At 67.0% G+C, this 26,574-nt stretch carries 17 protein-coding genes; 8 read left to right on the forward strand and 9 right to left on the reverse strand.

The annotated features are described in order from the left end of the window. Window positions 1-5: 5 nt before the first annotated feature. Window positions 6-1,817 carry a type VI secretion system baseplate subunit TssF gene (tssF, locus tag ABD05_RS27165; RefSeq protein WP_047903055.1) on the reverse strand — a complete coding sequence of 604 codons (1,812 nt, stop codon included), beginning with the start codon at window positions 1,815-1,817 and terminating at the stop codon, window positions 6-8. Between the two features lie 630 nt (window positions 1,818-2,447). Further along, entirely contained in the window at window positions 2,448-2,726 is a 279-nt protein-coding gene (locus tag ABD05_RS27170) for a hypothetical protein (RefSeq protein WP_047903056.1), read from the reverse strand. A 51-nt stretch (window positions 2,727-2,777) separates the two neighbouring features. Between ABD05_RS27170 and ABD05_RS27175 the strand changes: the two genes are divergently transcribed. Together ABD05_RS27175 and ABD05_RS27180 are read left to right on the forward strand one after the other, a co-directional pair. Further along, a complete protein-coding gene (locus tag ABD05_RS27175; RefSeq protein ID WP_047903057.1) occupies window positions 2,778-3,653 on the forward strand; it encodes a LysR family transcriptional regulator in 876 nt (291 codons plus the stop codon). A 76-nt stretch (window positions 3,654-3,729) separates the two neighbouring features. Next, a complete protein-coding gene (locus tag ABD05_RS27180; protein WP_047903842.1) occupies window positions 3,730-4,014 on the forward strand; it encodes an Rrf2 family transcriptional regulator in 285 nt (94 codons plus the stop codon). A gap of 70 nt (window positions 4,015-4,084) precedes the next feature. On the opposite strand, the gene ABD05_RS27185 is transcribed toward ABD05_RS27180, so the two are convergent. From ABD05_RS27185 to ABD05_RS27200, 4 genes are all read right to left on the reverse strand, one after another. Further along, window positions 4,085-4,828: a transporter gene (locus ABD05_RS27185; protein ID WP_047903058.1), complete on the reverse strand. Its 744-nt coding sequence runs from the start codon at window positions 4,826-4,828 to the stop codon at window positions 4,085-4,087. A 76-nt stretch (window positions 4,829-4,904) separates the two neighbouring features. After that, complete coding sequence (gene mgtA / locus ABD05_RS27190) at window positions 4,905-7,667, reverse strand: magnesium-translocating P-type ATPase (protein ID WP_047903059.1); 2,763 nt, start codon at window positions 7,665-7,667, stop codon at window positions 4,905-4,907. Window positions 7,668-7,714: 47 nt separating this feature from the next. After that, entirely contained in the window at window positions 7,715-8,035 is a 321-nt protein-coding gene (locus ABD05_RS39050; protein WP_047903060.1) for a hypothetical protein, read from the reverse strand. Window positions 8,036-8,376: 341 nt separating this feature from the next. Beyond that, the gene (locus ABD05_RS27200; RefSeq protein ID WP_047903061.1) at window positions 8,377-10,023 is read right to left on the reverse strand and encodes a S8 family peptidase; all 1,647 of its coding nucleotides are present in this window, start codon (window positions 10,021-10,023) and stop codon (window positions 8,377-8,379) included. A gap of 409 nt (window positions 10,024-10,432) precedes the next feature. Between ABD05_RS27200 and ABD05_RS27205 the strand changes: the two genes are divergently transcribed. From ABD05_RS27205 to ABD05_RS27215, 3 genes are all read left to right on the forward strand, one after another. Then, window positions 10,433-11,329: a glutamate/aspartate ABC transporter substrate-binding protein gene (locus ABD05_RS27205; protein WP_047903062.1), complete on the forward strand. Its 897-nt coding sequence runs from the start codon at window positions 10,433-10,435 to the stop codon at window positions 11,327-11,329. Window positions 11,330-11,679: 350 nt separating this feature from the next. Continuing rightward, entirely contained in the window at window positions 11,680-12,927 is a 1,248-nt protein-coding gene (locus ABD05_RS27210) for a multidrug effflux MFS transporter (protein WP_047903063.1), read from the forward strand. A gap of 104 nt (window positions 12,928-13,031) precedes the next feature. Beyond that, a complete protein-coding gene (locus tag ABD05_RS27215) occupies window positions 13,032-13,553 on the forward strand; it encodes a GNAT family N-acetyltransferase (protein ID WP_047903064.1) in 522 nt (173 codons plus the stop codon). A gap of 28 nt (window positions 13,554-13,581) precedes the next feature. Here ABD05_RS27215 and ABD05_RS27220 read toward each other — a convergent pair whose 3' ends face one another. From ABD05_RS27220 to ABD05_RS27230, 3 genes are all read right to left on the reverse strand, one after another. After that, complete coding sequence (locus ABD05_RS27220) at window positions 13,582-14,271, reverse strand: hypothetical protein (protein ID WP_047903065.1); 690 nt, start codon at window positions 14,269-14,271, stop codon at window positions 13,582-13,584. Between the two features lie 262 nt (window positions 14,272-14,533). Further along, window positions 14,534-16,771, reverse strand: a complete 2,238-nt coding sequence (gene pbpC / locus ABD05_RS27225; protein ID WP_047903066.1) for a penicillin-binding protein 1C — start codon at window positions 16,769-16,771, stop codon at window positions 14,534-14,536. Between the two features lie 7 nt (window positions 16,772-16,778). Next, window positions 16,779-22,814 carry an alpha-2-macroglobulin family protein gene (locus tag ABD05_RS27230; protein ID WP_047903067.1) on the reverse strand — a complete coding sequence of 2,012 codons (6,036 nt, stop codon included), beginning with the start codon at window positions 22,812-22,814 and terminating at the stop codon, window positions 16,779-16,781. A 310-nt stretch (window positions 22,815-23,124) separates the two neighbouring features. Between ABD05_RS27230 and ABD05_RS27235 the strand changes: the two genes are divergently transcribed. Genes ABD05_RS27235 through ABD05_RS27245 form a run of 3 tightly spaced genes read left to right on the forward strand, consistent with a single transcriptional unit; the run spans window position 23,125 to window position 26,530 of the window. Further along, the gene (locus tag ABD05_RS27235) at window positions 23,125-23,631 is read left to right on the forward strand and encodes a sugar dehydrogenase complex small subunit (RefSeq protein WP_047903068.1); all 507 of its coding nucleotides are present in this window, start codon (window positions 23,125-23,127) and stop codon (window positions 23,629-23,631) included. Beyond that, window positions 23,631-25,250, forward strand: coding sequence for a GMC family oxidoreductase (locus tag ABD05_RS27240; RefSeq protein ID WP_047903069.1), 1,620 nt, complete (start codon window positions 23,631-23,633; stop codon window positions 25,248-25,250). Before ABD05_RS27235 ends, ABD05_RS27240 begins: the two co-directional genes overlap by 1 nt. 2 nt (window positions 25,251-25,252) lie before the next feature. Further along, complete coding sequence (locus ABD05_RS27245) at window positions 25,253-26,530, forward strand: c-type cytochrome (RefSeq protein ID WP_047903070.1); 1,278 nt, start codon at window positions 25,253-25,255, stop codon at window positions 26,528-26,530. Window positions 26,531-26,574 lie beyond the last annotated feature (44 nt).

The following is a 26,574-nucleotide window of genomic DNA, read 5'->3' on the forward strand; positions in this document are numbered from 1 at the left end:
GAAAATCAGGCGAGCATGATCGTGCCTGGCCGTGGCGTGCAACGTCGAATTTCCCGGCCTGTGTTGGCCGACATCACGACAAGTTGGACAAAGCTCGTCACTGGAGCATGCACGGCGAAGAAGTGATCCATCACGACGATGAATGTGCTGAGGCTGGCGGCGGCAAACGCTTGTTCATCGACCGTCAACGTCACTTCGAGACCTCGCACGAAACTCGGCATCGGTTCTCCCGGCAGCCAGAGCTGTTTGACGCGATGGCTCAGGTTCGTCAGTCCGTTGAGCAGGTTTGCGTGTCCCGCAGAATGAGCAGCGAATTGGCGGAACAGGCGTTTTAGTTCCACGAGCCCGGTAGGGGTCAATTCGATCGAGTGCGGGGCGAGCTGCGTGATGAGCCGCCAAGCCGAATCGCCTTCACGCGACAATCGCGAGACTTCCGTAGGTGCGTCCAGCATCACTATGCGCGAAACCATCGTTCCCTGCTCGTTCACCAGATCACCGTCCTCGGCACCTGCCCGCATCGCGCGATGGAGATTGCCATTCGAGCAGGAGACATCTGCCGTTATCTGCTCGATCCCGGTGTCGGTTGCCGGTCGGCCGTCGAGTTCGACTAGGCTGAGCGTGGTTTCCTTCTTCCCCGATGGCGAGGCCGCGTTGTGTTGCATGAGAACCCAATAGGGACCGGCCGGTTTGGTGGAACTGCCGTGCATGAGCGACGTGAACGGAGGAATGATATTCGCTCTGGACTCGCGTGTTGTGGTACGGACCTCGTCGACGGACCAGATCTCGACGCCGGCGGCATCCGTATTCTGGGATTGCACGGGATACGCGTCCGTGATCGGATTCCGCTTGAGTGGTAGCGACGTAAGCCGGAACAGGTTGACGATCGGCGTGCAAAAGAGCTTCAGATGGTCGGCCGACAGATCTTTTAGTTGCTGTGCCGTCCACGAATCCGGATGAACGTCACAAACGGCGAGATGCAATGTGAGTTTTTGGCTGGAACCCACCACACGCGCGAGCGTGGCGAGGTCGACGTCAATGAAATCGAATTTCTTCGGAAACGCAAAATATTCGCTCAGTAGTCGCAGGGCCGGCGGCCCATCGTCTTCGTCGATCAGTTTCTCAGCACCATCGTAGCCCACGGCGGTGAGCGGCGGTGTGGTCAGAGGTGACCAGCGACGTTCGATGTTTTCGACGAAGGCCGCTGTCGTGCGCATCGTCATCGTGTCCATTGCCGCACCGACGACTTCGCGGGAGCCGTTGACATGAATGCGCAACGGGCTGGGGACGGCTTCGATGCGAAAGTCAGGTCGGGCAACTTCGAAAGTGATGGAGAGCAGACCAGTCGTACTGGGCGGTAGCACCACGTCGGAGGGCACAGCCGTAGCCGATGCGTAGCGCGCAGTCGAAATGCGCACGGGTGCCAGCGTTACGTCATATACAGTGCGGAAACGGCAGTCTTCTGCCTTGCTTGCGAGTTCCGTGTGGCGGGCAATGACCGATGGCTCGGTGAGCTTGTCGAACATGTCCGAGACATCGAACTGGGCAACTGCGCATGCCGGAACCGCTCGAAGATACTGGGGATACAGCATGCCGAGGAGAGCTTCGGCGAATTCAGGATAGTTGTCGTCGAGCCGATTGCCTATATCCGCGGCGAGGAGGGCGAACGACTGCAACATCCGTTCGACATGGGGATCTTCGGAATGGTCGCCGGAAATCCCCAGGCGAACGGCAATTTTGGGATAGCGTGTCGTAAAGGTTCCAATCGATCGGCGCAGTAGCGCAAGTTCTCGTTCGTAGTGCGGAAGCAGTTGATCCATTGCGTGAAGTGATGAACCGGCAAGGCGGCGAACCAATATATTCGCCGACTGTTTCGGTTGCGCTGAATGGTGTCGGGCACGCTAACGTCTGACGTTGCTATGATAACCGCTTAACACAAAAAAACCGTCGATCGACTCGGGGAATTCCAATTCCACGATCGGCAAACCCGAAACGGCTTTCTCAATTTCGTACTGCCAGTCACGAATCTTTGTCGCACATGTTCGTTCAACGTGACAAATCGCATCCGGTGCTGGACCGCAGTCGCGCTTTGCGCGACGCAGTCGGAAAGCATGGACTGGTTTGCCGGGATTCGACTTATCGCGGATTGAGGGCGAAGCACCGCTTCGCCTGTGGCCGTGGTCACGTAACCCGCATCAGCCTGCGCAACCTGATCCGTCAACGGGAGATCGATTGCCGGGAGCGTGCACAGATCGCCGCCACGGCGCGCGTGCATCATCTTGCTCAGATGGTTAATTCGGTTGCTCTGTACGCAAAGTGGCGGGGCACGGCTGCTCGATACCGGTTCCGCAGCAACGCCGGGCATACGTGGTCGTGTCTGGGCCTCTCCGTAATGTTACAAAGCGATGACGATGAATGTTCGACGGGGGCACCGCAGGAGGTAGCGCGGCTCAGCGCGGCCAGTTCCGCCGCGACACGACCGCGAAACTGATCGCGATCGAACCCGTCACGACACGTGGCGGCGTGTCTTCGATCGCATCGCCGAAACGAAAACGGCGGCTGCGTCCATCGGTGCGTTCGGCACGACGCTTCGGTGTGCGCGCATCGACCGCAGTGGCGCGTTCGTTCGCGACCGCGGTATCGCATGACGGGGCGGCCACGCATTCGGTCGAATGATCAACAGACATGACAGTAAATTCCGGGAAGGGCATGCCCGTATTGAACGTCATCGCATTCGATCGGTAAAATGAATATTTCGATCGTTACGATTCCTTTAAAGAATGGAACTGAAACTGCTGCGAACGTTCCTGACGGTCACCGAGCTGTGCCATTTCAGCCGCGCGGCCGATGCGCTGCACATGAGCCAGCCGGCACTGAGCAAGCAGATCGGCGCGCTCGAGGCGAGCCTCGGCGGCAAGCTGTTCGAGCGCGGGCGGCACGGCGCGGAACTGACGCCGTTCGGCGAACGGTTCCTGCCCGACGCGCAGGCACTCGTGCGCGATGCCGACGAGATCCTCGCGCGTGCGCGGGAGGCGACCAGCGGGCAGCGCGGGCATCTGCGGCTCGGCATCTGCCTGTCCGTGCTGACGCTCGTGCCGAAGCTGGTCGCGGAATTTCGTCGCCGCAATCCGGGCATCGCCGTCACGTTGAGCGACCTGTCGTCGTCCGAGCAGACTCGCCGGCTGCGCGCGGGCAAGCTCGACGCCGGTTTCCTGCGCCTGCCGTCCGACGACGGGCTGTCGTCGTTCAAGGTGATCGACGAAGGGCTCGCGCTCGCGGTGCCGCCGCACCTCGGCTTCAAACGCGTGCCGGCCGACCTCGACGTGCTCAACGAGATCGGCTTCATCGCGCTGCAACGTGCGCGCGGCCCGGGGCTCGCCGCTCAGATCGACCGATGGTGCGTCGAGCGCCGCTTCGTGCCGCACGTGACGCAGCAGGCGGAAGACGTGCAGTCGGTGCTGACGTCGGTCGCGGCCGGTGTCGGCGTCGCGTTCATCCCGTCGCGCGCGCAGTACCTGCTGCGCGACGCGACGGTGCTGCCGCTCGACGGCAAGGACGCGAAGTGGCGCGTGGGGCTCGCGTGGCTGTCCGGCCGCGACGATCCCGTCACGACGCATTTTGTGTCGTTCATGCGTGCCGCGATCAAGGAAGCGTGACGGGCGAGGCGATATAGTGTCCTCGATCGGCGCCGAATGCCCGAATGAATATCCCGTCCACTACCGACCGGAAACGATGACCTCTGAATCCGACGAATCCCCGCTCGATCCCGCACTCGTTGCAACGCTCGCGACGCTGAACGAGGCCGCGAACGATCCGGCCGGCAAACCGTGGTCGCTGCCGAAGATCGCGAAGCGCACGCAACTGCCGATGAGTACGTTGCGCCGCGTGCTGACGCAGCTCGATGCCGCGGGCCTCACCGCGACGACGCTGAACGAGGACGGCACCGGCAGCGCCGCGCTGACCGACGAAGGGCGCAGCGTGTGCGCGCAACTGTTCGGCGCGAACGACGCCCGATGAATGAAAAAACGGGCCGCTGATGCGGCCCGTCGTGTGGTGGTTCGACGCGTGCGTCGCGCGATGCCGGGTATTACCAGCGCGCGGTCACGCCGGCCATCACCGAATGACGATAGGTCTGGTCGTTCAGGCCGTGCCGGTAGCCGACGTCGAGGTCGAGCCAGCGCGTCGGCGAATAGATCGCGCCGGCGAGCACGAACGCCGGATTCGCGCCGGCGGTGCTTTCCGTGTTGCGCGATAGGCCGACATCGGCCACGAGCTGAAGCCGGTCGGTCGCCTTGTAGATCGCCGCGCCCGACACGGCCCAGACCGACGTCAGGTCGCCCTGGCGATTCGGCTGGTACGTGAGGCCCGCATTCGCGAGCAGCGAGAAGCGCGCGACGTCGGCCTGCGCGAGCAGCGTCGCGCCGGTGCCGACGCGGCCCGTGCCGAGCCCGCGACCGTCGTTGCCGGTCGGCATCGTCACCTTCGGTTTCAGCGCGAGCGACAGCGGCCCGCGTTCGACGAAGCGCCATTTCATGCCGATCTCGACATCGCCGATTCCCGCGCCGTTTTCGTCGGTGCGCGTTTGCAGATGCGTATAAGGCGCGTTGACGTAGAGGTCGACGTGTTCGCCGAACCCGCGCGTGAGCGTCGCGTTCCATAGCTGGTGGCGGCCGCTGTCTTCCTGTTTCGAGGTTTCCTCGGCGTTGAACTCGAACTGCCAGTTCGCATTGCCCTGCGTACCCGTATCGTCGCTGACGAGCGGGTGGGCCGGATAGGCGTCGAGCGGCGCGAGGAGTGCGCTCGCGGCTGCGAGCGGAAGGATTCTTTTCATTAGGTCACCCGTATTGCATCTTGAGTAGCCGGCCCGCGCGCGTTGCGCGGGCCGGCACGTCGTCATCCGAACGGAATCAGAACCACTGCTTGTAGCGGCGCACGTAGATCGTCTTGACGATCTGCGCGAGCAGGATGTAACCGACCATCGTCGCGGCGAGCCACAGCCAGAAGGTGCCCGGCAGGTGCATGAAGCCGAGCGCGTCCGCGAACGGCGAGAACGGCAGCCAGCAGCCGATCGCGATCGCGGTGAACGTCGACAGCAGCACCGGCAGCGCGGCCGTGCTTTGCAGGAACGGGATCTTCTGCGTGCGCAGCAGGTGGACGACGAGCGTCTGCGACACAAGGCTCTCGATGAACCAGCCGGAGTTCATCACGATCTGGCCGCCCGTGCCGCCGTTCAGGTGATACATCGCGCCCGCGCCGAACACGGTCCACATCAGCACGTACGTCGTGATGTCGAACACCGACGACGTGGGCCCGATCCACAGCATGAAGCGGCTGATGTTGCCGGCTTCCCACTTGCGCGGCTTCTTCAGGAACTCGGGATCCATCTTGTCCCACGGCAGCAGCATCTGCGACGTGTCGTAGATCAGGTTCAGCACGAGCAGTTGCGTCGCGAGCATCGGCTCCCACGGCAGGAACGCGCTGGCGACGAGCACCGAGAACACGTTGCCGAAGTTCGAGCTCGCGGTCATGTTCAGGTACTTCAGGATGTTGCCGAACGTCTCGCGGCCCTTGATCACACCTTCCTCGAGCACCATCAGGCTCTTTTCGAGCAGGATGATGTCGGCGGTTTCCTTCGCGATGTCGGCGCCGCTGTCGACCGAGATGCCGACGTCGGCGTCGCGCAGCGCGGGCGCATCGTTGATGCCGTCGCCGAGGAAGCCGACCGTGTGGCCGTTCGCCTGCAGCGCCTTGACGATGCGCGCCTTCTGCAGCGGCGTGAGCTTCGCGAACACGGTCGTGCGTTCGACCACCTGCGCAAGCGTTGCGTCGTCGAGCGCTTCGATTTCCGCGCCGAGGATCGGCTTGCCGGGTTCGAGGCCGACCTGGCGGCACACCTTCATCGTGACGGTCGGGTTGTCGCCCGTCAGCACCTTCACCGCGACACCGTTCTCGCGCAGCGCGGCGAGTGCCGGCGCGGCCGACTCCTTCGGCGGATCGAGGAAGGTGAGGAAGCCGCGCACGACGAGGTCGCGTTCGTCCGCGGTGCGGTACTGCTCGCGTTCGTCGCCGCGCGGGATCGTGCGCGTCGCGAGCACGAGCACGCGGAAGCCGTCCTCGTTGTATGCGTTGGCCTGTTCGAGCAGGCGCTTGCGCGCGACAAAGTCGAGCGGGCGCACGCCGTCCTCATCCTGCACATGCGTGGAGACGGCCAGCATTTCCTCGACCGCGCCCTTGCAGACCAGCAGGTGCGTGCCGCGCGTATCCTCGACGACGACCGACAGGCGGCGCCGCACGAAGTCGAACGGCAGCTCGTCGATCTTCTTGTAGCCCTGCGGCTTCGCGCGTTCGCCGATTTCATCGGCGCGTGCGACGACCGCGATGTCGATCAGGTTTTTCTGGCCGCTCTGGTGGAAGCTGTTCAGCCAGCCGAGCCGCAGGATTTCCTCGTTCTTGTGACCGGACAGGTCGAGGTGGTGTTCGAGGATGATCTTGTCCTGCGTGAGCGTGCCGGTCTTGTCGGTGCACAGCACGTCCATCGCGCCGAAGTTCTGCACCGAGTTCAGCCGCTTGACGACGACCTTGCGGCGCGCCATCGCGATCGCGCCGCGCGCGAGGTTCGCGCTGACGATCATCGGCAGCATCTCGGGCGTGAGACCCACGGCCACCGCGAGTGCGAACGTGAGTGCGCTGAGCCAGTCGCCCTTGGTCAGGCCGTTGATCATGAACACGATCGGCACCATCACGAACATGAACTTGATCAGCAGCCAGCTCACGCTCGAGACGCCGCGATCGAAGCTCGTCTCGATGCGCTTGTGGCTCACGACGTTGCGTGCGAGCGAACCGAAGTACGTGTCTTCGCCGGTCGCGACGACGACGGCCGTCGCCGTGCCGCTGACGACGTTGGTGCCCATGAAGCAGACGTTCTCGAGATCGAGCAGCGAAGTCGACGCATCGGTCGTCGCGCCGGCCGTGCCCGTGCTCGCGGATTTGCCGGCCACCGCGCCGAGCGTGTCGTATTTCTCGACGGGCAGCGCCTCGCCGGTCAGCACGGCCTGGCTGATGAACAGGTCGCGCGACGCGAGCAGGCGCACGTCCGCCGGGATCATGTCGCCGGCCGACAGGTGCACGATGTCGCCGGCCACGACTTCGCGCATCGGCACCTCGCGGCGTGACGGCTCGGCCGTGTCGGTCACCGCGCGCTGCACGGTGGCCGTCGTGCGGACCATCGCCTTGAGCTTCTCGGCTGCGCGCAGCGAACGGAACTCCTGCACGAAGCGCAGCAGCGCGCTGATCGTGACCATCGTCAGCAGGATCGTCATGCCGACATAGTCGCGATCGTCGGGCGCCGCGAACCAGACGTCGGTGCAGAAGCTGATGGCGGCCAGCACCAGCAGCACGTAGACGAACGGGTTGTGGAATGACATCAGCAACTGGCGGGTCCAGTGCGGCGGCTTGTCGTGCGCGATCTCGTTCGGGCCGTAGTGCTGCAGGCGGTCGGCGGCCTGGTCGTAGGTGAGGCCGCGCGTGCTGGTGTGCAGCGACTTCAGCGTGTCCTCGAGCGGGCGGGCCGCTTCCTGCGCGGCGCGCATGGTGCGCGGCTCGTTCTGCTGGCTGGCGCCGGCCTTGATGAAGCCGCGTTGCTTCTTTTGCGATGTGTTGTGTCGTGTCATGAGTCGCTCCCAGCGCACGAGGCGGCGGGCGGGGAGCGGCCGTGACGTTATCGACGCACGAGCGCTCCCCGCCGCGTCGCGTCAGGCGCGATCGGCTGTGGATCGGTAAAGGCGGAAACGCTCGCCGGCGCGTGGAGTGCGATCGGCGTGTCGATGCGCAGCGTCGCACCGGCGAGCGGTAATCGACTACTGTCGTCTGAGTTCATCTGCACTCCTGTCGGTTGCGGGTAATCGGCACGGGCGATCGGCAGCCGCACACGCACGAAGGCGCGCGGCCGGACGGCACGCGAACGGAAACGCACGCGGCTGGCGCCGCGCGCAACACGAACGCACACGCGCGACAGCGCGTCGCGTGCATTCGACAACATCGAAAAATTCGGCGGGGAATCTGGCCAGTCAGGCCGGAAGGACGCCGCATCCTGCTTCCCGGGATGCGGCAGAAGACGAGGCTCTGCGCGTTTTCCTCAGGCAGCAGTCAAGTTGGTCGAGCACCAACTACAACTCGCATCGGTGTTCACAGAACACTCCATGTAATTAGACGGGGGCGATGGTAAAGGCTCGTCGTGCGAAGCGTCAACCCTTTTGTCAGGTGTTATTTCGAGACACGGAAGCGATCGGCGATCGGCGAGCGCCGGGTCGCCGAAAGAAACCAGCCGCGCGCACGCCATGTCGGCATGCGCGTGGCTGCGTCGAGGCAGGGTGCCGGCGATCAGTTGGCCGACGCGACGGCGGTCCGTGCGTCGAGAATGCCCGAGCCCGCCGGCATCGCGGTGCACGACGTGCCGGCCGCCAGCTTCACCGCGCGCGTGCCGCCTTGCAGCTTCTGCTGGATCTGCGTGGGCGTGAGGTTGCCGTTCACCGCGAGCATCAGTGCGGCGACACCCGTCACTTGCGGCGTCGCGAGGCTCGTGCCGCTCGCCGGGCCGTAGGTGTCGCCACCCGGCGTCGTCGTGCCGCCGTTGGCCGTCGACAGGATGTTGACGCCCGGCGCGCTCAGCGCGATGTTGGCGCCGAAGTTGCTGAACGATGCGCGGCGGCCGGTCGCGTCGGTCGCGCCTACGCTGATCACTCCGCGGCAGTTCGCGGGCTGGTCGAGCCCGGTCGACAGGCCGTCGTTGCCGGCAGCGACGACGACGGTCACGCCCTTCGCGTTCACGTCGTCGATGGCCTGCTGGAACGTCGCGCTGCACGCGCCGACGCCGCCGAGGCTCAGGTTGATGATTTTCGCCGGCGTCGGGTTCGTCGGTACGCCAGTGACGGGAATGCCGGCCGCCCAGCGCATCGCGTCGGCGATGTCGCTCGTCACGCCGCCGCACTTGCCGAGCACGCGCACCGGCAGGATCCGGCCGAGCCACGACACGCCGGCGATGCCGATGCCGTTGTTGGCGGTCGCGCCGATCACGCCCATTACGCGCGTGCCGTGCCAGCTACTCGCGCTCGGTTCGCTCTCGCAGTGATAGTACGGGCCGCTCGCGTTGTCGAGTTCCTGCTGCGTGACCCAGTCGCCCGGGTCGGTCGCGTCGGGGCCGCGCGACAGGCCGTTGTTGCTGGTGTTGACGTTGGTGATGAAGCTGTAGCCGGGCAGCAGGTTGCCGACGAGGTCGGGGTGCGGCCGATAGCCGGTGTCGAGCACGGCCGTGACGACGGTCGGCGAACCCTTGGTCGTGTTCCATGCGGGCGGCACGTCGATGCCGGCGTTCGGGTCGGACAGATACCATTGCTGGCTGTAGCTGGGGTCGCTCGGCGTGTCGCGGATCTTCATCGGGTGATCCGGTTCCGCGTAGTTGACGTCGGCGTCGGCGGCGAATGTCTGCGCGAGCGCCGTTGCGTCGGCGGCCGCGACACGCTGGCCGAGCGACAGCACGGCCGCGCCGTTCGAGATCGTCCGCTCGACCTGCACGTTCAGCGGCGTTTGCGCGACCGTGCTCGCATACGCGCGTGCGCTGCCGGTCACCGGTGCCGTCCAGCGCGTCATCGAGCGCTGGATCACCGCGTCGAGCCGCGTGCCGTCGTCGATGGCGGCCATCGCACGCGCGGCCGTCAGTGGCTTCAGCCTGACGATCAGGTGATCGACCGGCGGCTCGTCGGGCGCGGTCTGGGCGGCCATCTGCACGGCGGCCTGCTGGGTCGTGCAGGTGTTGCTGGTGGACGTGTTGGGCGGGGTCGTCGGGGCGGGCGCGGGGGCTGGCGTCGGGGTGGGGGCCGGTGCTGCGGTGGTCGGCGACGGGTTGCTGCCGTCGCCGCCTCCGCCGCCGCAGCCGGCGAGGGGCAGGAGGGCGGCGGCAGACAGCATGCCGGCGAGCATGCGCGCATGAGCGGAGCGCGCCAGCGCGATATTGAGACGTTTGGCTCTCATGTTGAAACTCGATCCTCGTAGATAACCGTCGTGCCGGCGGTGGCGCTGGTCCGGCTGACCCGGACCTTGTCGTTTTTGTCTGGTGGTCGCGGCTGGGTTGCTGCGACGCGCCATGCACTGGGTAACGGCCGCTGTAGCGGCTTCTTGAGTATGTTTTGTGTGAAAAATGAGCGGGACGCAAACGATTACGTTGCGGCATGGCAGCACGAACACGCGTTTGGAACGGGCGACTGAGCACGCGGAGCGAGGCCGCAGGCGGAAAGGCGCGGCGCGGGCGCTTTTGCGCGCCACGGAAACGGCCGCACGCGGCGTAGCCGCCGCGGAGCGCGCGGGACGCTTTCCCTGATACGGTGCGAATTTTGTCGGGCGTACGATCGCGATTCGATCAACGTTTTGTCAGGAGAAAAGCATGGATCGCCGCTTCCGTTTGCTGGCCGTCGCGTTGTCCTGTGCGCTGGCGGGCGCCGCGCATGCGCAGGCCCTCACCGGCACGCTGAAGAAGATCAAGGACACGGGCATCGTGTCGCTGGGCATTCGAGAATCGTCGGTGCCGTTCTCGTATTCGGACAACCAGCAGAAGAACATCGGCTATTCGCGGGACATCGCGTCGCGCATCATCGACCAGTTGAAGACGGAGCTGAATGCGCCGAACCTCACGGTGAAGGAGATTCCGATCACGTCGCAGAACCGGATTCCGCTGCTGCAGAACGGGACGATCGATTTCGAATGCGGATCGACGACGAACACGCTCGAACGGCAGAAGCAGGCTGCGTTCTCGAACAGCATTTTTCTCTATGGCATCCGCTTCAGCACGCGCAAGGATTCGGGCGTAAAGGACTTTTCGGACCTGGCCGGCAAGACGGTCGCGACGACGGCCGGCACGTCGGACGAGCGCCTGCTGCGCAAGCTCAACGAAGAGAAGGCGATGAACATGACGATCATCAGCGCGAAGGATCACGCCGAAGCATTCATGAACGTCACGACCGGGCGCGCGGTGGCGTTCGTGATGGACGAGCCGCTGCTGTACGGCGAGATCGCGAAGGACCGCAATCCGGGCGCATATACGGTGACGGGCACGCCGCTCGTCCACGAAAACTACGCGTGCATGATGCGCAGGGACGATCCGCCGTTCAAGCACGTCGTCGACGGCGTGATCGCGAAGATGCAGACGTCGGGCGCGGCCGAGAAGCTCTACAACCAGTGGTTCATGCAGCCGATTCCGCCGAAGGGCGTGAGCCTCGGCTATCCGCTGTCGGCGGAGATGAAGCAGTTGTTCAGGAATCCGACGGACCAGGCGCAGTATTGATCCGGGCGCGGTGCCGTCATGAAGGACCGCAGGCGCTGCCGGCGGAGTCGACGGCAGGGGCGAGCGGGGCGCGACATGCGTGCGGTGTCGATTGACGCCCCGCGTGCGGCGGGTGCGTTGCCGCGGTAGCGAAACATGCCCGCGACCGGGCCGCCCCAATGACGGGAGCCGGCCCGGCTAGCGCATTTCCCCGCGTGCCGCAATCGGCATTCAACCTCGCCCGCGCCAGGGGAATCCGGTCGCCTGACGCAACAACGGGCACAATACGCCATTCGCCACGATCGCACGCATGTTCGCAATTCGAACATGTGCGGCCGCGTCACCGCTGCCCGACATCCTTCCCAGTCGTCATGAACGCCACGCTCACTCCCGCGCGCGAGTCGAATTCGCCGCGTTTCCTGCTGTTCCTGATCTGCCTGTTCGCGTCCGCGGGCCAGCTCGCGATCGACATCTACGTGCCCGCGCTGCCCGACATGGCGCGTTCGTTCGCGACGACGCCGCAGGCGATCCAGTCGAGCGTGTCCGGCTACATGGCGGCCTACGCGCTCGGCCAGCTCATCTTCGGCCCGATCGCCGACGCATACGGGCGCAAACGCGTGCTTGCGTTCGGGCTCGTGATCTACACGATCGGCTGCCTGCTGTCGCTCGGCGCGCAGAACCTGGAGACGTTCGTGCTGGCGCGCTGCCTGCAGGGCTTCGGGATCGCGACCACCAACCTGCTCGCGAAGGCGATCATCACCGATTCGTTCTCCGGCCAGGCGCTGATGCATGCGTTCACGTACATGTCGATCGCGTGGGGGCTCGCGCCGATCGTCGCGCCGGTGATCGGCGCGCACCTTCAGGAATGGTTCGGCTGGCGCGCCTGCCTCGTGTTCCTGCTCGTCTACTCGCTGGTGATGTGGGCGTTGCTGTGGCGCTATCGGGAAACCTTGCCGAAACCGGTGCATCTCGAGCCGCGCACGCTGATCGCGAACGCGGGCAAGGTGCTGGCGAGCCCGGTGTTCCAGAGCTGCTTCCTCGCGCAGGGGCTGTGCTACAGCATCCTGCTCGTGTTCAACATCGTCGGGCCGTTCATGGTGCAGACCACGCTGCACAAGCCGCCGACGTTCTTCGGTTATCTCGCCCTCGGCATCGGACTGATGTATTTCCTCGGCGGCCTGTCGAACCGCATTCACGGGCGCGGGCTGCCCAGCGCCGAGCAACGGCTGCGCATCGGCGCGCGCGTGATGGCCGGTGCGTCGGTTGCGATGCTGGTGCTGGCGCTGACCGTCGGCCTGCGCGTGTGGACGCTCGCGACGCCGGTGCTCGTGATGGGTTTCTGCGCGGGCGCGATGTATCCGACGCTGATGGCCAAGGGCAATTCGCTGTTTCCGCACATCGCGGGCCTGACGAGCGCGATCCTCGGGTGCGCGCTGCTGCTCGTGTCGTCCGCGATGATGGGGCTGGCCGGCTTCGTGTCGATCCACGTGCTGACACCGCTCGCGGTGTTTTTCGTCGCGCTGTCGTTCATCGTCGTATGGATGGTGACGAAGCTGCTGCGGTACCTGACGCAGCAGCAGGCCGCGACCGTCGTGTGCGGGAGCGGGGAAGCCGCGTAAGCGTTTCGTCGATGGATCGCGAGCGGCAACGATGCGGGCGAACGGCCTCGCTCGCCGGGCCGCTCGCCGGGCCGCTCGCGTAACACACCGCAACCGACCGAACCATGAGCCTGATCCTGCTGAATCGCGTCGCCCGATCCGACGCCACCGACCTGATCGCCGCCAACCGCGCGAGCCGGAGCCACCATCTGCCGTGGGTCGACTCGTTCACCGACCAGGCGGGATTCGACCAATGGTTCGCCCGCTGCCTGACGGGGCCGAATGTCGGCCTCGTCGCGCGGGAACGGGCGTCCGGGGCGGTGGTCGGTGTGGTGAACGTCAACGAGATCGTCGGCGGCGTGTTTCAGAGCGCGTATCTCGGGTACTACGGGATGGCGGATTTCAGCCGCAAGGGGCTGATGACCGACGCGCTGCGCGCGGCGATCGGCATCGCGTTCAGCGAGCTCGGGCTGCATCGGCTCGAAGCGAACATCCAGCCCGGCAACCACGCGTCGATCGCGCTGGTTCGTCGGCTCGGTTTCCGGAAAGAGGGGTTTTCGCCGCGCTATCTGCGCATCGGCGGCGAATGGTGCGACCACGAACGGTGGGCGCTGCTGGCCGACGACGCGAACGAAGCGGGCGCCTGACGTTCGATCCTTTTCCGCCGCAGGCCGCCTACAGCGGATGCGCGGCGCCGGCCTGCGCCAATAGCGAAACGGCAACCGGATCCGGCAATCCGTTCGAATCGATCGCGCCAGCTTTCGCCAGCGCACCGAGATCGCTGTCGACACCCGGTTGCCCGACCACGAACGACGTGGTCAGGAACGCCGGCGTCGTCAGCGTGACCGCATAGCGCTGCTGCAGATTCGTCACGACGGCCGATTGCGCCGCCTGCACGGCGTTCGGGCTGCCCATCACCTGCTGGAAGTGCAGATTGCCCTGGAAATTGCCGATCAGCCCGGCCGTATTCGTGCCGAGCTGTGCCGCGAGATAGACCAGCATCAGCTCGGTCTCGGGCGTCGTGTTGAAGGTGCCGCCCGCATAGGCAAGCGAATGCAGGCTCGTGCCGCCCGACGTCACGGTAATGACGCACGGCAGAGCGGCGTTCACCGTCACCTGGTAGTTGCCGCCGCCGTCGGTCAGCGTCGTCGCCGAGCCTGTCGCGCAACTGACTGCCACCGACGCGCTCGCGAGCGCGTTGCCCGTGGCCGCCGTGCCCGACAGAGAGACGGTTTGCGTGTTGTTGTTGAAGCAGACATCCACGCCGAAGCAGGCGTCGCCGTTGCAGGCCTGGAGCATCGCGAGCGTTGCGACGCAGAGCGCGCCCAGCGCGGGGCGGGTGAAGCGCGTATGGCGAATGTTCATGGTCGCGGGTGTCCGGGAGAAGGGAGCAACCGGTGCGCGCCCGGGGAAGCGGCGCTGCTTACATTCTAGATTCCCGAGTCGCGCGCTGCTGGCCCGTTTGCCCGTCGGGCCGGAATCCTTTCAGTTTCCTTCGTAACGGGTGATGTCGGGCGACGACTGAAAACGACGAGAGAACGCGCCGTTCCCGAGGGGGCGGGCGTGCCGTTCAGCGGCGCGAGCCTTGCGGCAACGCGGCCGGCCTGCAAGCAGCCGGTTCACGCGCTCAAGGCTTGCGCGCGGCCGTCTTCGCGAACGCGCCGCGCACCTCGAAGCTGATCGCATCCGCGACGTTGCCGCGCGCGTCGACGAGTTCGAGCCGGTGCCGGCCCGGCCATGGCATCCACGCGACGCGGTCGGCATGGCCGATCACCTTGTCGTCGAGCCGCCACGCGAACCGCGCGGCGCGTCCGGCCGAGCGTTCGAACCAGATCCGCTGGTTCTTCGGCGGAATGTCCGGGTCGATCGCGAAAATCGTGCCGTCGGTCGGCGCGCCGATCGTCAACGGTGCGCGCGCACCGTCCTTGCCCGGCGTGACGGGCGCGGCGAGCCGGATCGTGTCGACCGCCGTTCCCGCGATGAACCACTCGTTGCGCGCCGGCTCGACGTCGCGCTCGAACGTGATGCGGCGCGTCTCGACGCCGGCCGGCGCGTGCGGTGCCCGGCTCGGCAGGTCGCGGTGCAGGTAGCCGACGACGGCCGACCACACGGGCGACGCGCCCGTGACGCCCGACACGTCCCACATCGGCGAGCCATCCGCGTTGCCGACCCACACGCCGACCGTATAGCGCGACGTGAAGCCGACGGTCCAGTTGTCGCGCATGTCCTTGCTCGTGCCGGTCTTGACCGCCGAGAAGAAGCGCGTCGCGAGCGGGTTGTCGAAGCCGAACGTGCGTACGCGCGCATTGTTGTCGGAGAGGATGTCGGTGACGACGAAGCTGGCCGCTTCGCTGAACACGCGCGTGCCGCCGTCCGCATGCGCGGGTGCCGATGCACCGGACGCCGGTGCCGGCGCGGGCAGGTCGACGGCCTTGCGCGCGACGCCGCCGTTCGCGAGCGCGCGATACGCGTTGGTCAGCGACAGCAGCGTGACGTCGGCACTCCCGAGCGCGAGGCTGAAGCCGTAATAGTCGCCTTCCTGCGCGAGCGGCAGGCCGAGCGCGGTCAGCGTGCGGGCGAAGCGGTGCGGCGTGACGAGCACGAGCGTGCGCACGGCCGGCACGTTCAGCGAGCCGCCGAGCGCGCTGCGCACGCTCACCCAGCCCTTGAAATCCTTGTCGTAGTTCTGCGGAATGTACAGGCCGCCGCCGGCGGCGAGGTTGATCGGCGCGTCGTCGAGCAGCGACGCGGCGGTCAGCCGCCTTTCGTCGATTGCCTGCGCATAGAGGAACGGCTTGAGCGTCGAGCCGGCCTGGCGCGGCGCGAGCACGGCGTCGACATCGCGCGCACTCGACAACGCGCCCGACGATCCGACCCACGCGCGAATCTCGCCGGTCGCATTGTCGATCACGACGACCGCGCCGTCCTGCACGTTGCGCCGGTGCGCGGGCGCGTTGAGTTCGGTCAGCGCGCGCATCAGCGTGTCGCGCGCAAAGCGCTGCAACGGCGCATCGAGCGTCGTGCGGACCTGCGCGCCGGCCGCCGGCCTGACCTCGGCCGCAATGCGCCGCGCGAAGTGCGGGGCGAGGGCGGCGCCGTCGTCGCGGATGGCGTTGGCCGGACGCGCGGTGACGAGCTGCACGTAGCCGTCGAGCGACGCGCACGCCTGCTCGGCATGCATGTCGCGCAGGATCCGGCATGCGCGCTCGGCGACCTTCGCGGGCGTCGCGTTGGGCGCACGGACGAGTGCGGCCGCGATCGCGGCTTCGCGCGCGTCGAGGCCCGACGGCGCCTTGCCGAACAGCACCTGCGACAGCGCGCCGAGCCCGACCGTCTCGCCGCGGAACGGCACGAGATTCAGGTACGTCTCGAGGATCTGGTCCTTGCGCCAGCCGCGTTCGAGCAGTAGCGCGTTCATGGCCTGCGTGGCCTTTTGCGGCAGCGAGCGCTGGCCCGAGCGGCGGGGCGAATCGCTGAGCAGCCCGGCGAGCTGCATCGTCACGGTCGACGCGCCGCGCGTGCGCTCGTTCCACAGGTTGCCCCACGCGGCGCCGGCGATGCCGCGCCAGTCGACGCCGCTGTGTTCGTAGAAGCGCTTGTCCTCGGAGACGACGATCGCCTCGCGGAACGCGGGCGATACGTCCGCGAGCGACACCCAGTCGCCGCGCCGTTCGGTGAGGTCGACGCGCGTGCGCTGCAGCGGCGTGCCGTCGCGCGCGAGCAGCACCCAGTCGGAACTGCGCCAGGTGCGGCGCACGTCGTCGTAGCCCGGCAGCGCATGCGCGACGAGCGGCGCGGCCAGCACGACGGCGACGAATACGCGGCCGGCGAAACGCGCCGGCCGCGGCAAGACCCGATCGATCATCACGCGCTCACTGCTTGCCCGCGTCGGCCGGCTTCACGGTCATCGGCGGGTTCGGCCACAGGCCGTACACGGACGGCGCGTACAGCGCCTCGACGCGCGTCGGCGGCAATCCGAACGTGCCGACGTTGTTCAGCCGCACCGTGTACTCGACCGAGAATTTGCCCTTCGGCAAATAGTCGTAGTACGCGCGGTAGCCGTCGAAATCGCGTTCGATGAACGCCGGCCACGCGCCGTCCGGCGTCTTCTCGCCTTGCGTCGCGGCTTCGGAGTCTCGGCCGAGGCCCGAACCGAGGATCGTCGCGCCGGACGGGATCGGATCGTTGACGACGACCCACGTCATGTCGCTCTGCGCATCGATGTCGAGATGCACGCGCACGACGTCGCCGCGCGTCAGCACGCCCTTGACGGCGGGCGACACCGGCGTGACGGTCTTCGTGATCCGGTAGCCCGCCGCGAACGGCGCGCGCAGCGGCACGGCCGCGAGACTCTCGACCGTCGCCCACGGGCGACCCGTGCCTTCCTGCGTGACGGACAGCGTGGCCGGCGCCTGCGACGCGCGCGGCCACGGCATCAGCACGCTGCGCGCGGCGGCGGCGCGGGTCGCGGCGGTGGCCGACGCCGGCGTGTCGGCGGGGGCCGGCGCCTGCGACCACGAAATCGAGCGTTCGGCGCCGCCGAGCGCGACCTTCGTCGCGCCGGAGACGGGCGTGCTCTCGTAGGTGCGCGAGAAGCGCTCGACCGCGAGCAGCCCGAGTGCGTTCGACGTCGTCGTCTGCCATGCGCCCTGGCGCTGCAGCGCGAGCAGGCCGGCCGTGACGCGCGGCATCTCGTCCTTCCACGCCGGGTCGCCCGCGAATTCCATCGCGAGACGCGCGGCGTTGGTCTCGTTGCTGGTCATCAGCCACCACAGGTCGTCGTCGCGCGCGGTCGAGAACACGAGTTGCGTGCCCTGGTACGTGAGGCGTGCCCGCAGGATCTGTTCGACCTGCGCGCGTTTCTCGTCGCGTTGCGGGATGTCCTTCACGCGCGTCAGGATCGCGTGATAGTCGATCACCGCCGACGTCGGCCACTGGTTCGGCGCGATCTCGATCGAACCGAGCATGCGGCCTTGTGCAGCACCGTAGCGCGACAGCGCCTCGATCGCGGCGAGCTTGCGCAGGTCGCGATCCTGGCGCGGCGCCCACGCGTTGCGCTCGAGGCGGCCATCGACGAAGCGCGCGAGCCCGGCTTCGAGCTGCGTGCGCAGGTCCTCCGGCAGCGCAAAGCGCGGGTCGGCACGGCTCGCCTCGTCGGACAGCACGAGCAGGTACGACGACAGCGTCGGGCTGCCGTAGTGCGAATTGTCGGACGGCGGCGGGAAGTAGCTCGCGAGCCCGTCGCTGTCGAGATAGACGGGCATGCGCGCGACCAGCGCCTGCCATTGCGCGGGGTCGCGCAGGCCGATCGCGCGCGACGCCTGTTGTTCGAGGCAGCGGTACGGATAGCGCTCGAACCAGCGCCGCACGCCGGGCAGGCCGTCGGCGAGCTTCGACTGCAGCGACACCGCGATGCCGCCGCGCGGCGCGCCCTGTGCGTTGCTCGCGGCGCCGGCCGGTGCCGACACGGGCACCGTCAGCGTGCCGTCGACCTGCGCGAGCGTCGCCTGCTGCACGGTTACCGGCAGTGCGGGCACGACCTTCTGCGCGACCGCCAGCGCGTCGGCCGCGCGCTTGCCGCCTTGCTCGGCCGCCTCGATGCGCCAGTTCAGCGCGCCGGCCGCGTCGAGCGCCTGCTCGGGCACGGTGATCGTCCACGCGACCTCGGTCGCCGTATTGGCCGCGAGCGACACGGTTTGCGGCGCGACGTCGAGGCCCGTCACGCGCGGCGTCACGACGACCTGCATCGCGCGGTCGGTCGTGTTGCGCAGCGTGACCTGCGCGCGGAACGCGTCGCCTTCGCGCACGAGCGGCGGCAGGCCGGAGATCAGTTGCAGATCCTGCGTGCTGCGGATCGACGTGCTGCCGGTGCCGAAACGGTCGGGGCCGACCGCCGCGATCGCGACGATCCGGAAGCGCGTGAGCGCGTCGTTCAGCGGCACGTCGACGGTCGCGCTGCCGTTCGCGTCGAGCGCCACGCGCGGATTCCACAGCAGCAGCGTGTCGAACAGCTCGCGCGTCGGCGCGCTGCCGCCGCCGCCGCCGGCCGGCACGGCCTTGCGGCCGAAGTGGCGGCGGCCGACGATTTCCATCTGCGCGGTGGCCGTCTCGATGCCGTACGCGCGCCGTCGCAGCATCGCGTCGAGCAGGTCCCAGCTGTTGTTCGGCATCAGTTCGAGCAGCGCCTCGTCGACGGCCGCGACCGCGATCTGCGTGCCGGCCGGCGCGGGCTGGCCGTTCGGCAGCGTGACCTTCACGTGCGCCTGCGCCTTGCTGCGCACCGTGTAGCGCGTCGCGTCGGTCGTCACGGTCACGCCGAGACGGTGGACGCCCGTGCCGACCTTGATCTCGCCGAGGCCGTAGCGGAATGCGGGCTTCGACAGGTCGACGAACGCGGTCGGCGCTTCATAATGGCGGCCTTCGCGCCAGAACGCGCGCGCCCATTCGACCGGAGCTTTCCAGCCCCACGTGAAGAACGAGTACCACGGCACTTCGCGAATCCGGCCGCGCAGCGCGAGCACCGACACGTAGACGTTCGGCCCCCACGATTCGCCGACCTTCAGGTCGACGGTCGGGTTCTTGCCGTTCAGCTCGACGATGTGCGTTTCCATCACGCCGCCGCGCTCGACCGCGACGAGCGCGGTCGCGTAGCGGAACGGCATCCGCACCTGGAAGCGGGCCGTTTCGCCCGGTTCGTACGAGGTCTTCTCCGGGATCACGTCGATCCGGTCGGTGTTGTCGCCGCCGAACCAGAGTTCGTCCTCGCGCGTGACCCAGACCGACGTCGATGCGTTCGACGTGCGGCCGTCGCCGTCCTTCGCGACCGCGATCAGCTGAATGTTGCCGGCCTGTTCGAGCGTCGCGTCGCAGGCCATGCGGCCCTTGTCGTCGGTCTTGCCCGAGCACAGCACGCCGAGGTCGCGCGTGTCGCTCTTGTTGTCGTACGCATAGAAGCCGCCGACCATCCGCTTGCGCGACGACGTCGTGATGTGCGCGACGCCCTTGATCTCGATCGGCACCGATGCGCGCGGCTTGCCCTGCAGGTCGACCGCGAGCGCCTGCACGGGCACGCGCTGGCCGACCGACACCCAGCGGCCGGCCTTGATGCCGGTCACCACCGCGGCCGGCCACAGGATCGTGTCGCCGCGGATCGTCTGCACTTCGCCGTTCGGGTCCGCGAACGTCGCTTCGAGTGCGATGCGCTTCGGCGCGTCGACGTCGGGTAGGCCCTTGAGCGTGACCGAGCCCGCGCCGTTGCGGTCGAGCGTCAGCGGCAGCTTGTCGGCGATCAGCTTCGTCGCGTCGGGATCGTTGTTCGACGACGATGCGTTGTCGCCGTCCTGCGAATCGTCGTCGGCGTTGCCGTCGCTCTTGTCGGGGCGATACGGCGTGAAGCTGAAGTCCTCGAAGCGATCCGCGAACGGCGGCGACGCCCATTTCATCAGCGCCGACACCTGCACCGGCAGGTTCGATGCACCGCCGCCCGACACGTAGTCGATCTGCACCGCGAGCGGCGCTTCCTTCACGGCGACGAGCGGGCTCTTCTGCGCATCGCGCGCCCCGATCGATCCCTTCAGCACCGGCAGGCGGAACGCCTCGACGCGGAAGCTGCCGCTGTAATAGGTGGCGGTCGGCGCGTCTTCCGGGCCGCCTTCGAGCTCGACGCTGTATTCGCCGAGCTTCGCGGCGGGCGGCAGCGTGAACTGCGAGTCCGCGCTGTGATCGGCGGCCCACGTGAGCGGCAGCTTGTATGTCTGGCCCGTGCCGAGATGGCGGATCGTCACGCGCGTCGGGTACTGCGACGGGAACGCGAGGCTCTGCAGCGTCTCGGACCGGATGAAATGCTTCATCGACACGGTTTCGCCCGCGCGCAGCAGCGTGCGGTCGAACACCGTATGTGCGCGCACGGTCGGCGCGCTGTCGGTGTCGGTCGGCACGTTGAAGCGCCACGATTCGATCCCGCGGTTCCAGCCCGAGCTGACGAACGCCATGTCGGGGCCCGTCTTCGGGTCGTCGACGCGTGCCGACACGAAGTAGTCGTCGAAGCGCTCGGACGAGCGGCATTCGTGCTTCGGTTCGAACTGCCCGTCGATCTTCAGCAGGCCCTGCGCATCGGTCTTGCCGGCCGCGATTTCATCGCCGTTGCAGTCCGACACGCGGATCTGCGCGTTCGGCACGGGCTTGCCCTTGTCGAGCGTCGTGACCCACACGAGGTTGTTCTCGCGGCCCTGTTTCAGGTGCACGCCGAGGTTCGTGACGAGCACGGTGGTGCGCACGTACATGCTCGACGGCTTCGCGAGCAGCGAGCGGCCGAGCGCGGGCGACGCGAGTTCGAGCACGTAGAAGCCCGGCTTGTCGATCGGCACGCCGACGATCTCGAACGGGCGCAGCGTCTTCGGGTCGGCCTGCGGCAGCGTCAGCGCCTGCGCGCCGGGCTCGCCCTTGAGCAGCGACAGCGAGCGCACGTCGATGCGGCGGTTCTGCGGCGCGGGTTGCTTTTCGCCGGCTTCGAGCGGCACGTAGACGGGGTGCTGGCCCTTGCGTTGGAGCAGGCCGGGAATCTGGCTGTCGATCGAGCCGGCCGTCATCGACCAGTTGTCGAAGCGGTCGACGGTGCGCATCCACTGGCGGATCGCGGTGTCGTTCTCGACCTTCAGGTTCGCGAATTGCGCGCCGCCCGCGTTGAGGCCGGCGATATGCAGGTCGGCCTCGACGTTGCGCAGCGTGACCGGCACGAGCGCGGGCGTATCGGGTTCGGCGAAGCGCTCGACGATCCCGAAGGTGCCCGACGAGAATTTCGCGAGCGGTGGCATCGGCGCGGTGCGCGTCGCCAGCGGGAACAGGTCGGCGTTGGACAGCGCGCGGTCGGTCACGTCGCGCAGGCCCGACGGCAGTTCGATCGTCAGGCCGGCCTGCGCGGGCAGCGGCGGGTTGAACGTGACGGTCGTCACTTCCTCGCTGTGGTCGTCGGCCGCGAAGGTCGGCGACAGCGAACCGTCGGGGCCGCGCAGCTTGATCGCGTCGGCGTTCTTGCGCGAGATCGGCGCATTGAACGACAGCGTGAGCGGGCGCAGCGGCGTGCAGGGCGCCTTTGCGTTCTCGCGTTCGCACGAGAAGCTCGCGGCGAACGGCGCGCGCACGGTGAAATCGAAGCGCCGTTCGGTTTCGTTCGCGATGCCGCTCGGGCTCGCGACACCCTTGCCGTATACGAGCTGCATCTTCGCGCTTGCCGGCAGCGCCTGCGAGCACGACAGCGTCAGCACGCGCGCGGCTTCCTTCTTCAGCCCGAAATGGTCGAGCAGCGCGTTGCGCGTATCGTCGTCGGCAGCCGTGACGGGAATGCGGTTGCCGATGCCGGCCGCTTCGCACCAGATGTTCGCGAGCGCCGAGCGCGGTTCGGCCGGGCCGTTCAGCTTCAGCACGAAGACCTGCCGTTCCTCGATCTCGCGCGAGCCGGGGCGCACGTTCACCGGGAACGGGCCGCCCGTCTGGAACGTGAAGCGTCGCGGGCCGCTGGCCGCGTTGCCGGCGACCGAACGCAGCGTGTCGTTGAGCGCGACCGAGCAGCGCACGCCGGGCGGCAGGTCGTTTTCGAAGTCGTAAACCCAGGTCTTGTCGTCGAGCCAGTGACCCTGGCCGCGTGCGGCAGTCGAATCGTTGCAGGTCACGCGCGCGGGATTCGGCGCGGACGCCGAGCCGAACGCGACCATCGGTTCGTCGAACTTGACGACGGTCTGCCGGACTTCGGTGACGGTACCTTGCGGCGACACGCTCACCGTACGCGCTGCGAGCGCATGCAGCGACAGGGCCGCGGCACCGCCGAGCGCCGCGACGGCGCCGATGCGCCAGAGCAGCCGAGTGGTGTGGTTGGTTCGCTTCGCTTTGTTGTCTTTGTCGTACTGCTTCATCGCTCGATTGCCCTCGGAGGGAAGCTTTCTGTTTGATTGCACGCGATTCTAACCGACGGTCATGCGCACGCATCGTCGCGCGCAGTCGCAGTGTGTCGCCGGCATGCGACACCGGTGCGTCCGCCGCAGATTTGTCGCGTCGACGACACAAAAATGAAGCGAAATGTCGATTGTCTCGGATTGCGGAACATTTAATGGACTATAAAAAGATTGTTCGATCCGATTTGTGCGCGTACATTTCAGGTCCGCGCCAATGTTTGAGAAATATCAAGCGTGGTTTTCCCGAATCCGGTGTTCGAGAGAAGGAAACATGCACAACGACAACACCCCCCACTCGCGTCGCGATGGCGACGCAGCCGCAACCGGCATCACGCGGCGTCAATGGCTGCAGGGCGCACTGGCGCTGACGGCGGCGGGCCTCACGGGCTCGCTGGCGTTGCGGGCCCTGGCCGACGATCCCGGCACCGCGCCGCTCGATACGTTCATGACGCTCTCCGAAGCATTGACCGGCAAGAAAGGGCTGAGTCGCGTGCTCGGCCAGCGCTTCCTGCAGGCATTGCAGAAGGGCTCGTTCAAGACGGCCGACAGCCTGCCGCAACTCGCCGGCGCACTCGTGTCCGGCTCGCTGAATCCCGATCAGGAAGCGCTCGCGCTGAAGATTCTTGAAGCGTGGTATCTCGGCATCGTCGACAACGTCGTGATTACCTACGAAGAAGCATTAATGTTCAGCGTCGTATCCGATACGCTCGTGATCCCTTCGTATTGCCCCAACAAACCCGGCTTCTGGGCCGACAAACCGATCGAGAGGCAAGCCTGATGGCCGATACCGATACGCAAAAGGCCGACGTCGTCGTCGTCGGCTCGGGTGTCGCAGGCGCGATCGTGGCACACCAGCTCGCGATGGCGGGCAAGTCGGTGATCCTGCTGGAAGCCGGCCCGCGCATGCCGCGCTGGGAAATCGTCGAGCGCTTTCGCAACCAGCTCGACAAGACCGATTTCATGGCGCCGTACCCGTCGAGCCCGTGGGCGCCGCATCCGGAATACGGCCCGCCGAACGACTACCTGGTCCTGAAGGGCGAGCACAAGTTCAACTCGCAGTACATCCGCGCGGTGGGCGGCACGACGTGGCACTGGGCCGCGTCGGCGTGGCGCTTCATCCCGAACGACTTCAAGATGAAGACCGTGTACGGCGTCGGCCGCGACTGGCCGATCCAGTACGATGACCTCGAGCATTACTACCAGCGCGCGGAGGAAGAACTCGGCGTGTGGGGCCCGGGCCCCGAGGAAGACCTGTACTCGCCGCGCAAGGAGCCGTACCCGATGCCGCCGCTGCCGTTGTCGTTCAACGAGCAGACGATCAAGAGCGCGCTCAACGGTTATGACCCGAAGTTCCACGTGGTGACCGAGCCGGTCGCGCGCAACAGCCGCCCGTACGACGGCCGGCCAACCTGTTGCGGGAACAACAATTGCATGCCGATCTGCCCGATCGGCGCGATGTACAACGGGATCGTGCACGTCGAGAAGGCCGAGCAGGCCGGCGCGAAGCTGATCGAGAACGCGGTCGTCTACAAGCTCGAGACCGGGCCGGACAAGCGCATTACCGCGGCGGTCTACAAGGACAAGTCGGGCGCCGACCATCGCGTCGAAGGCAAGTACTTCGTGGTGGCCGCGAACGGCATCGAGACGCCGAAGATCCTGTTGATGTCGGCGAACCGCGATTTCCCGAACGGCGTCGCGAACAGCTCCGACATGGTCGGCCGCAACCTGATGGACCACCCGGGCACCGGCGTGTCGTTCTACGCGAACGAGAAGCTGTGGCCGGGCCGCGGCCCGCAGGAGATGACGTCGCTGATCGGTTTCCGCGACGGCCCGTTCCGCGCGACCGAAGCCGCGAAGAAGATCCACCTGTCGAACATGTCGCGCATCAACCAGGAGACGCAGAAGATCTTCAAGGGCGGCAAGCTGATGAAGCCCGAGGAGCTCGACGCGCAGATTCGCGACCGTTCCGCGCGCTACGTGCAGTTCGACTGCTTCCACGAAATCCTGCCGCAACCCGAGAACCGCATCGTGCCGAGCAAGACGGCCACCGACGCGATCGGCATCCCGCGCCCCGAGATCACGTACGCGATCGACGACTACGTGAAGCGCGGCGCCGTGCACACGCGCGAGGTCTACGCGACGGCCGCGAAGGTGCTGGGCGGCACCGAAGTCGTCTTCAACGACGAGTTCGCGCCGAACAACCACATCACGGGCGCGACGATCATGGGCGCGGATGCACGCGACTCGGTCGTCGACAAGGACTGCCGCACGTTCGACCATCCGAACCTGTTCATATCGAGCAGCTCGACGATGCCGACCGTCGGTACGGTGAACGTGACGCTGACGATCGCGGCGCTCGCGCTGCGGATGTCGGACACGCTGAAGAAGGAAGTCTGACCGTGCGGAAATCTACTCTCACCTTCCTCCTCGCCGGCTGCCTCGCGCTGCCGGGTCTCGCGCGCGCGGCCGACGCGGCCGATCCGGCGCAGGTCAAGCGCGGCGAATACCTCGCGATCGCGGGCGACTGCATGGCGTGCCACACCGCGAAGGGCGGCAAGCCGTTCGCGGGCGGCCTCGGGATGCCCGTGCCGCTGCTCGGCAAGATCTACACGAGCAACATCACGCCCGATCCCGATACGGGCATCGGCAACTGGACGTTCGACGATTTCGAGCGCGCGGTACGTCATGGCGTGTCGAAGAACGGCGACAACCTGTACCCGGCGATGCCGTACGTGTCGTACGCGAAGATCGACGACGACGACGTGCAGGCGCTGTATGCGTACTTCATGCACGGCGTCGAACCGGTCAAGCAGGCGCCGCCGAAGAACGAGATCCCCGCGCTGCTGAGCATGCGCTGGCCGCTGAAGATCTGGAACTGGCTGTTCCTGAAGGATGGCGTGTACCAGCCGAAGCCGGCGCAGAGTGCCGAGTGGAACCGCGGCGCGTACCTCGTGCAGGGCCTCGCGCACTGCAGCACGTGCCACACGCCGCGCGGCATCGCGATGCAGGAGAAGTCGCTCGACGAGTCGGGCGGCGGTTTCCTGTCGGGCTCGGTGCTCGCGGGCTGGGACGGCTACAACATCACGTCCGACCCGAACGCGGGGATCGGCGGCTGGACGCAGCAGCAGCTCGTCCAGTACCTGCGCACCGGCAGCGTGCCGGGCGTCGCGCAGGCGGCCGGCCCGATGGCCGAGGCGATCGAGCACAGCTTCTCGAAGATGACGGAAGCCGACATCGGCGCAATCTCGACGTACATCCGCACGGTGCCGGCCGTCGCCAGCGGCGACGCGAAGCAGTCGCGCTCGTCGTGGGGCAAGCCGGCCGAGGACGGCCTGAAGCTGCGCGGTGTCGCGCTCACGTCGTCGGGCATCGATCCGGCGCGGCTCTACCTCGGCAACTGCGCGACCTGCCACCAGATGCAGGGCAAGGGCACGCCGGACGGTTATTACCCGCCGCTGTTCCACAACTCGACGGTCGGCGCACCGAATCCGACCAACCTCGTGCAGGTGATCCTGAACGGCGTGCAGCGCAAGGCCGGCAGCGAGGACGTCGGGATGCCGGCGTTCCGCCACGAGCTGTCGGATGCGCAGATCGCCGCGCTGACGAACTACCTGACCGGGCAGTTCGGCAATCCGGCCGCGAAGGTGACCGATCAGGACGTCGCGAAGCTGCGTTGACGCGGCGCGCGACGGCGCAGCAGCGCAACATCGAAGAAGAGCAG

It is taken from the genome of Burkholderia pyrrocinia (genome assembly GCF_001028665.1).
GTDB lineage: Bacteria > Pseudomonadota > Gammaproteobacteria > Burkholderiales > Burkholderiaceae > Burkholderia > Burkholderia pyrrocinia.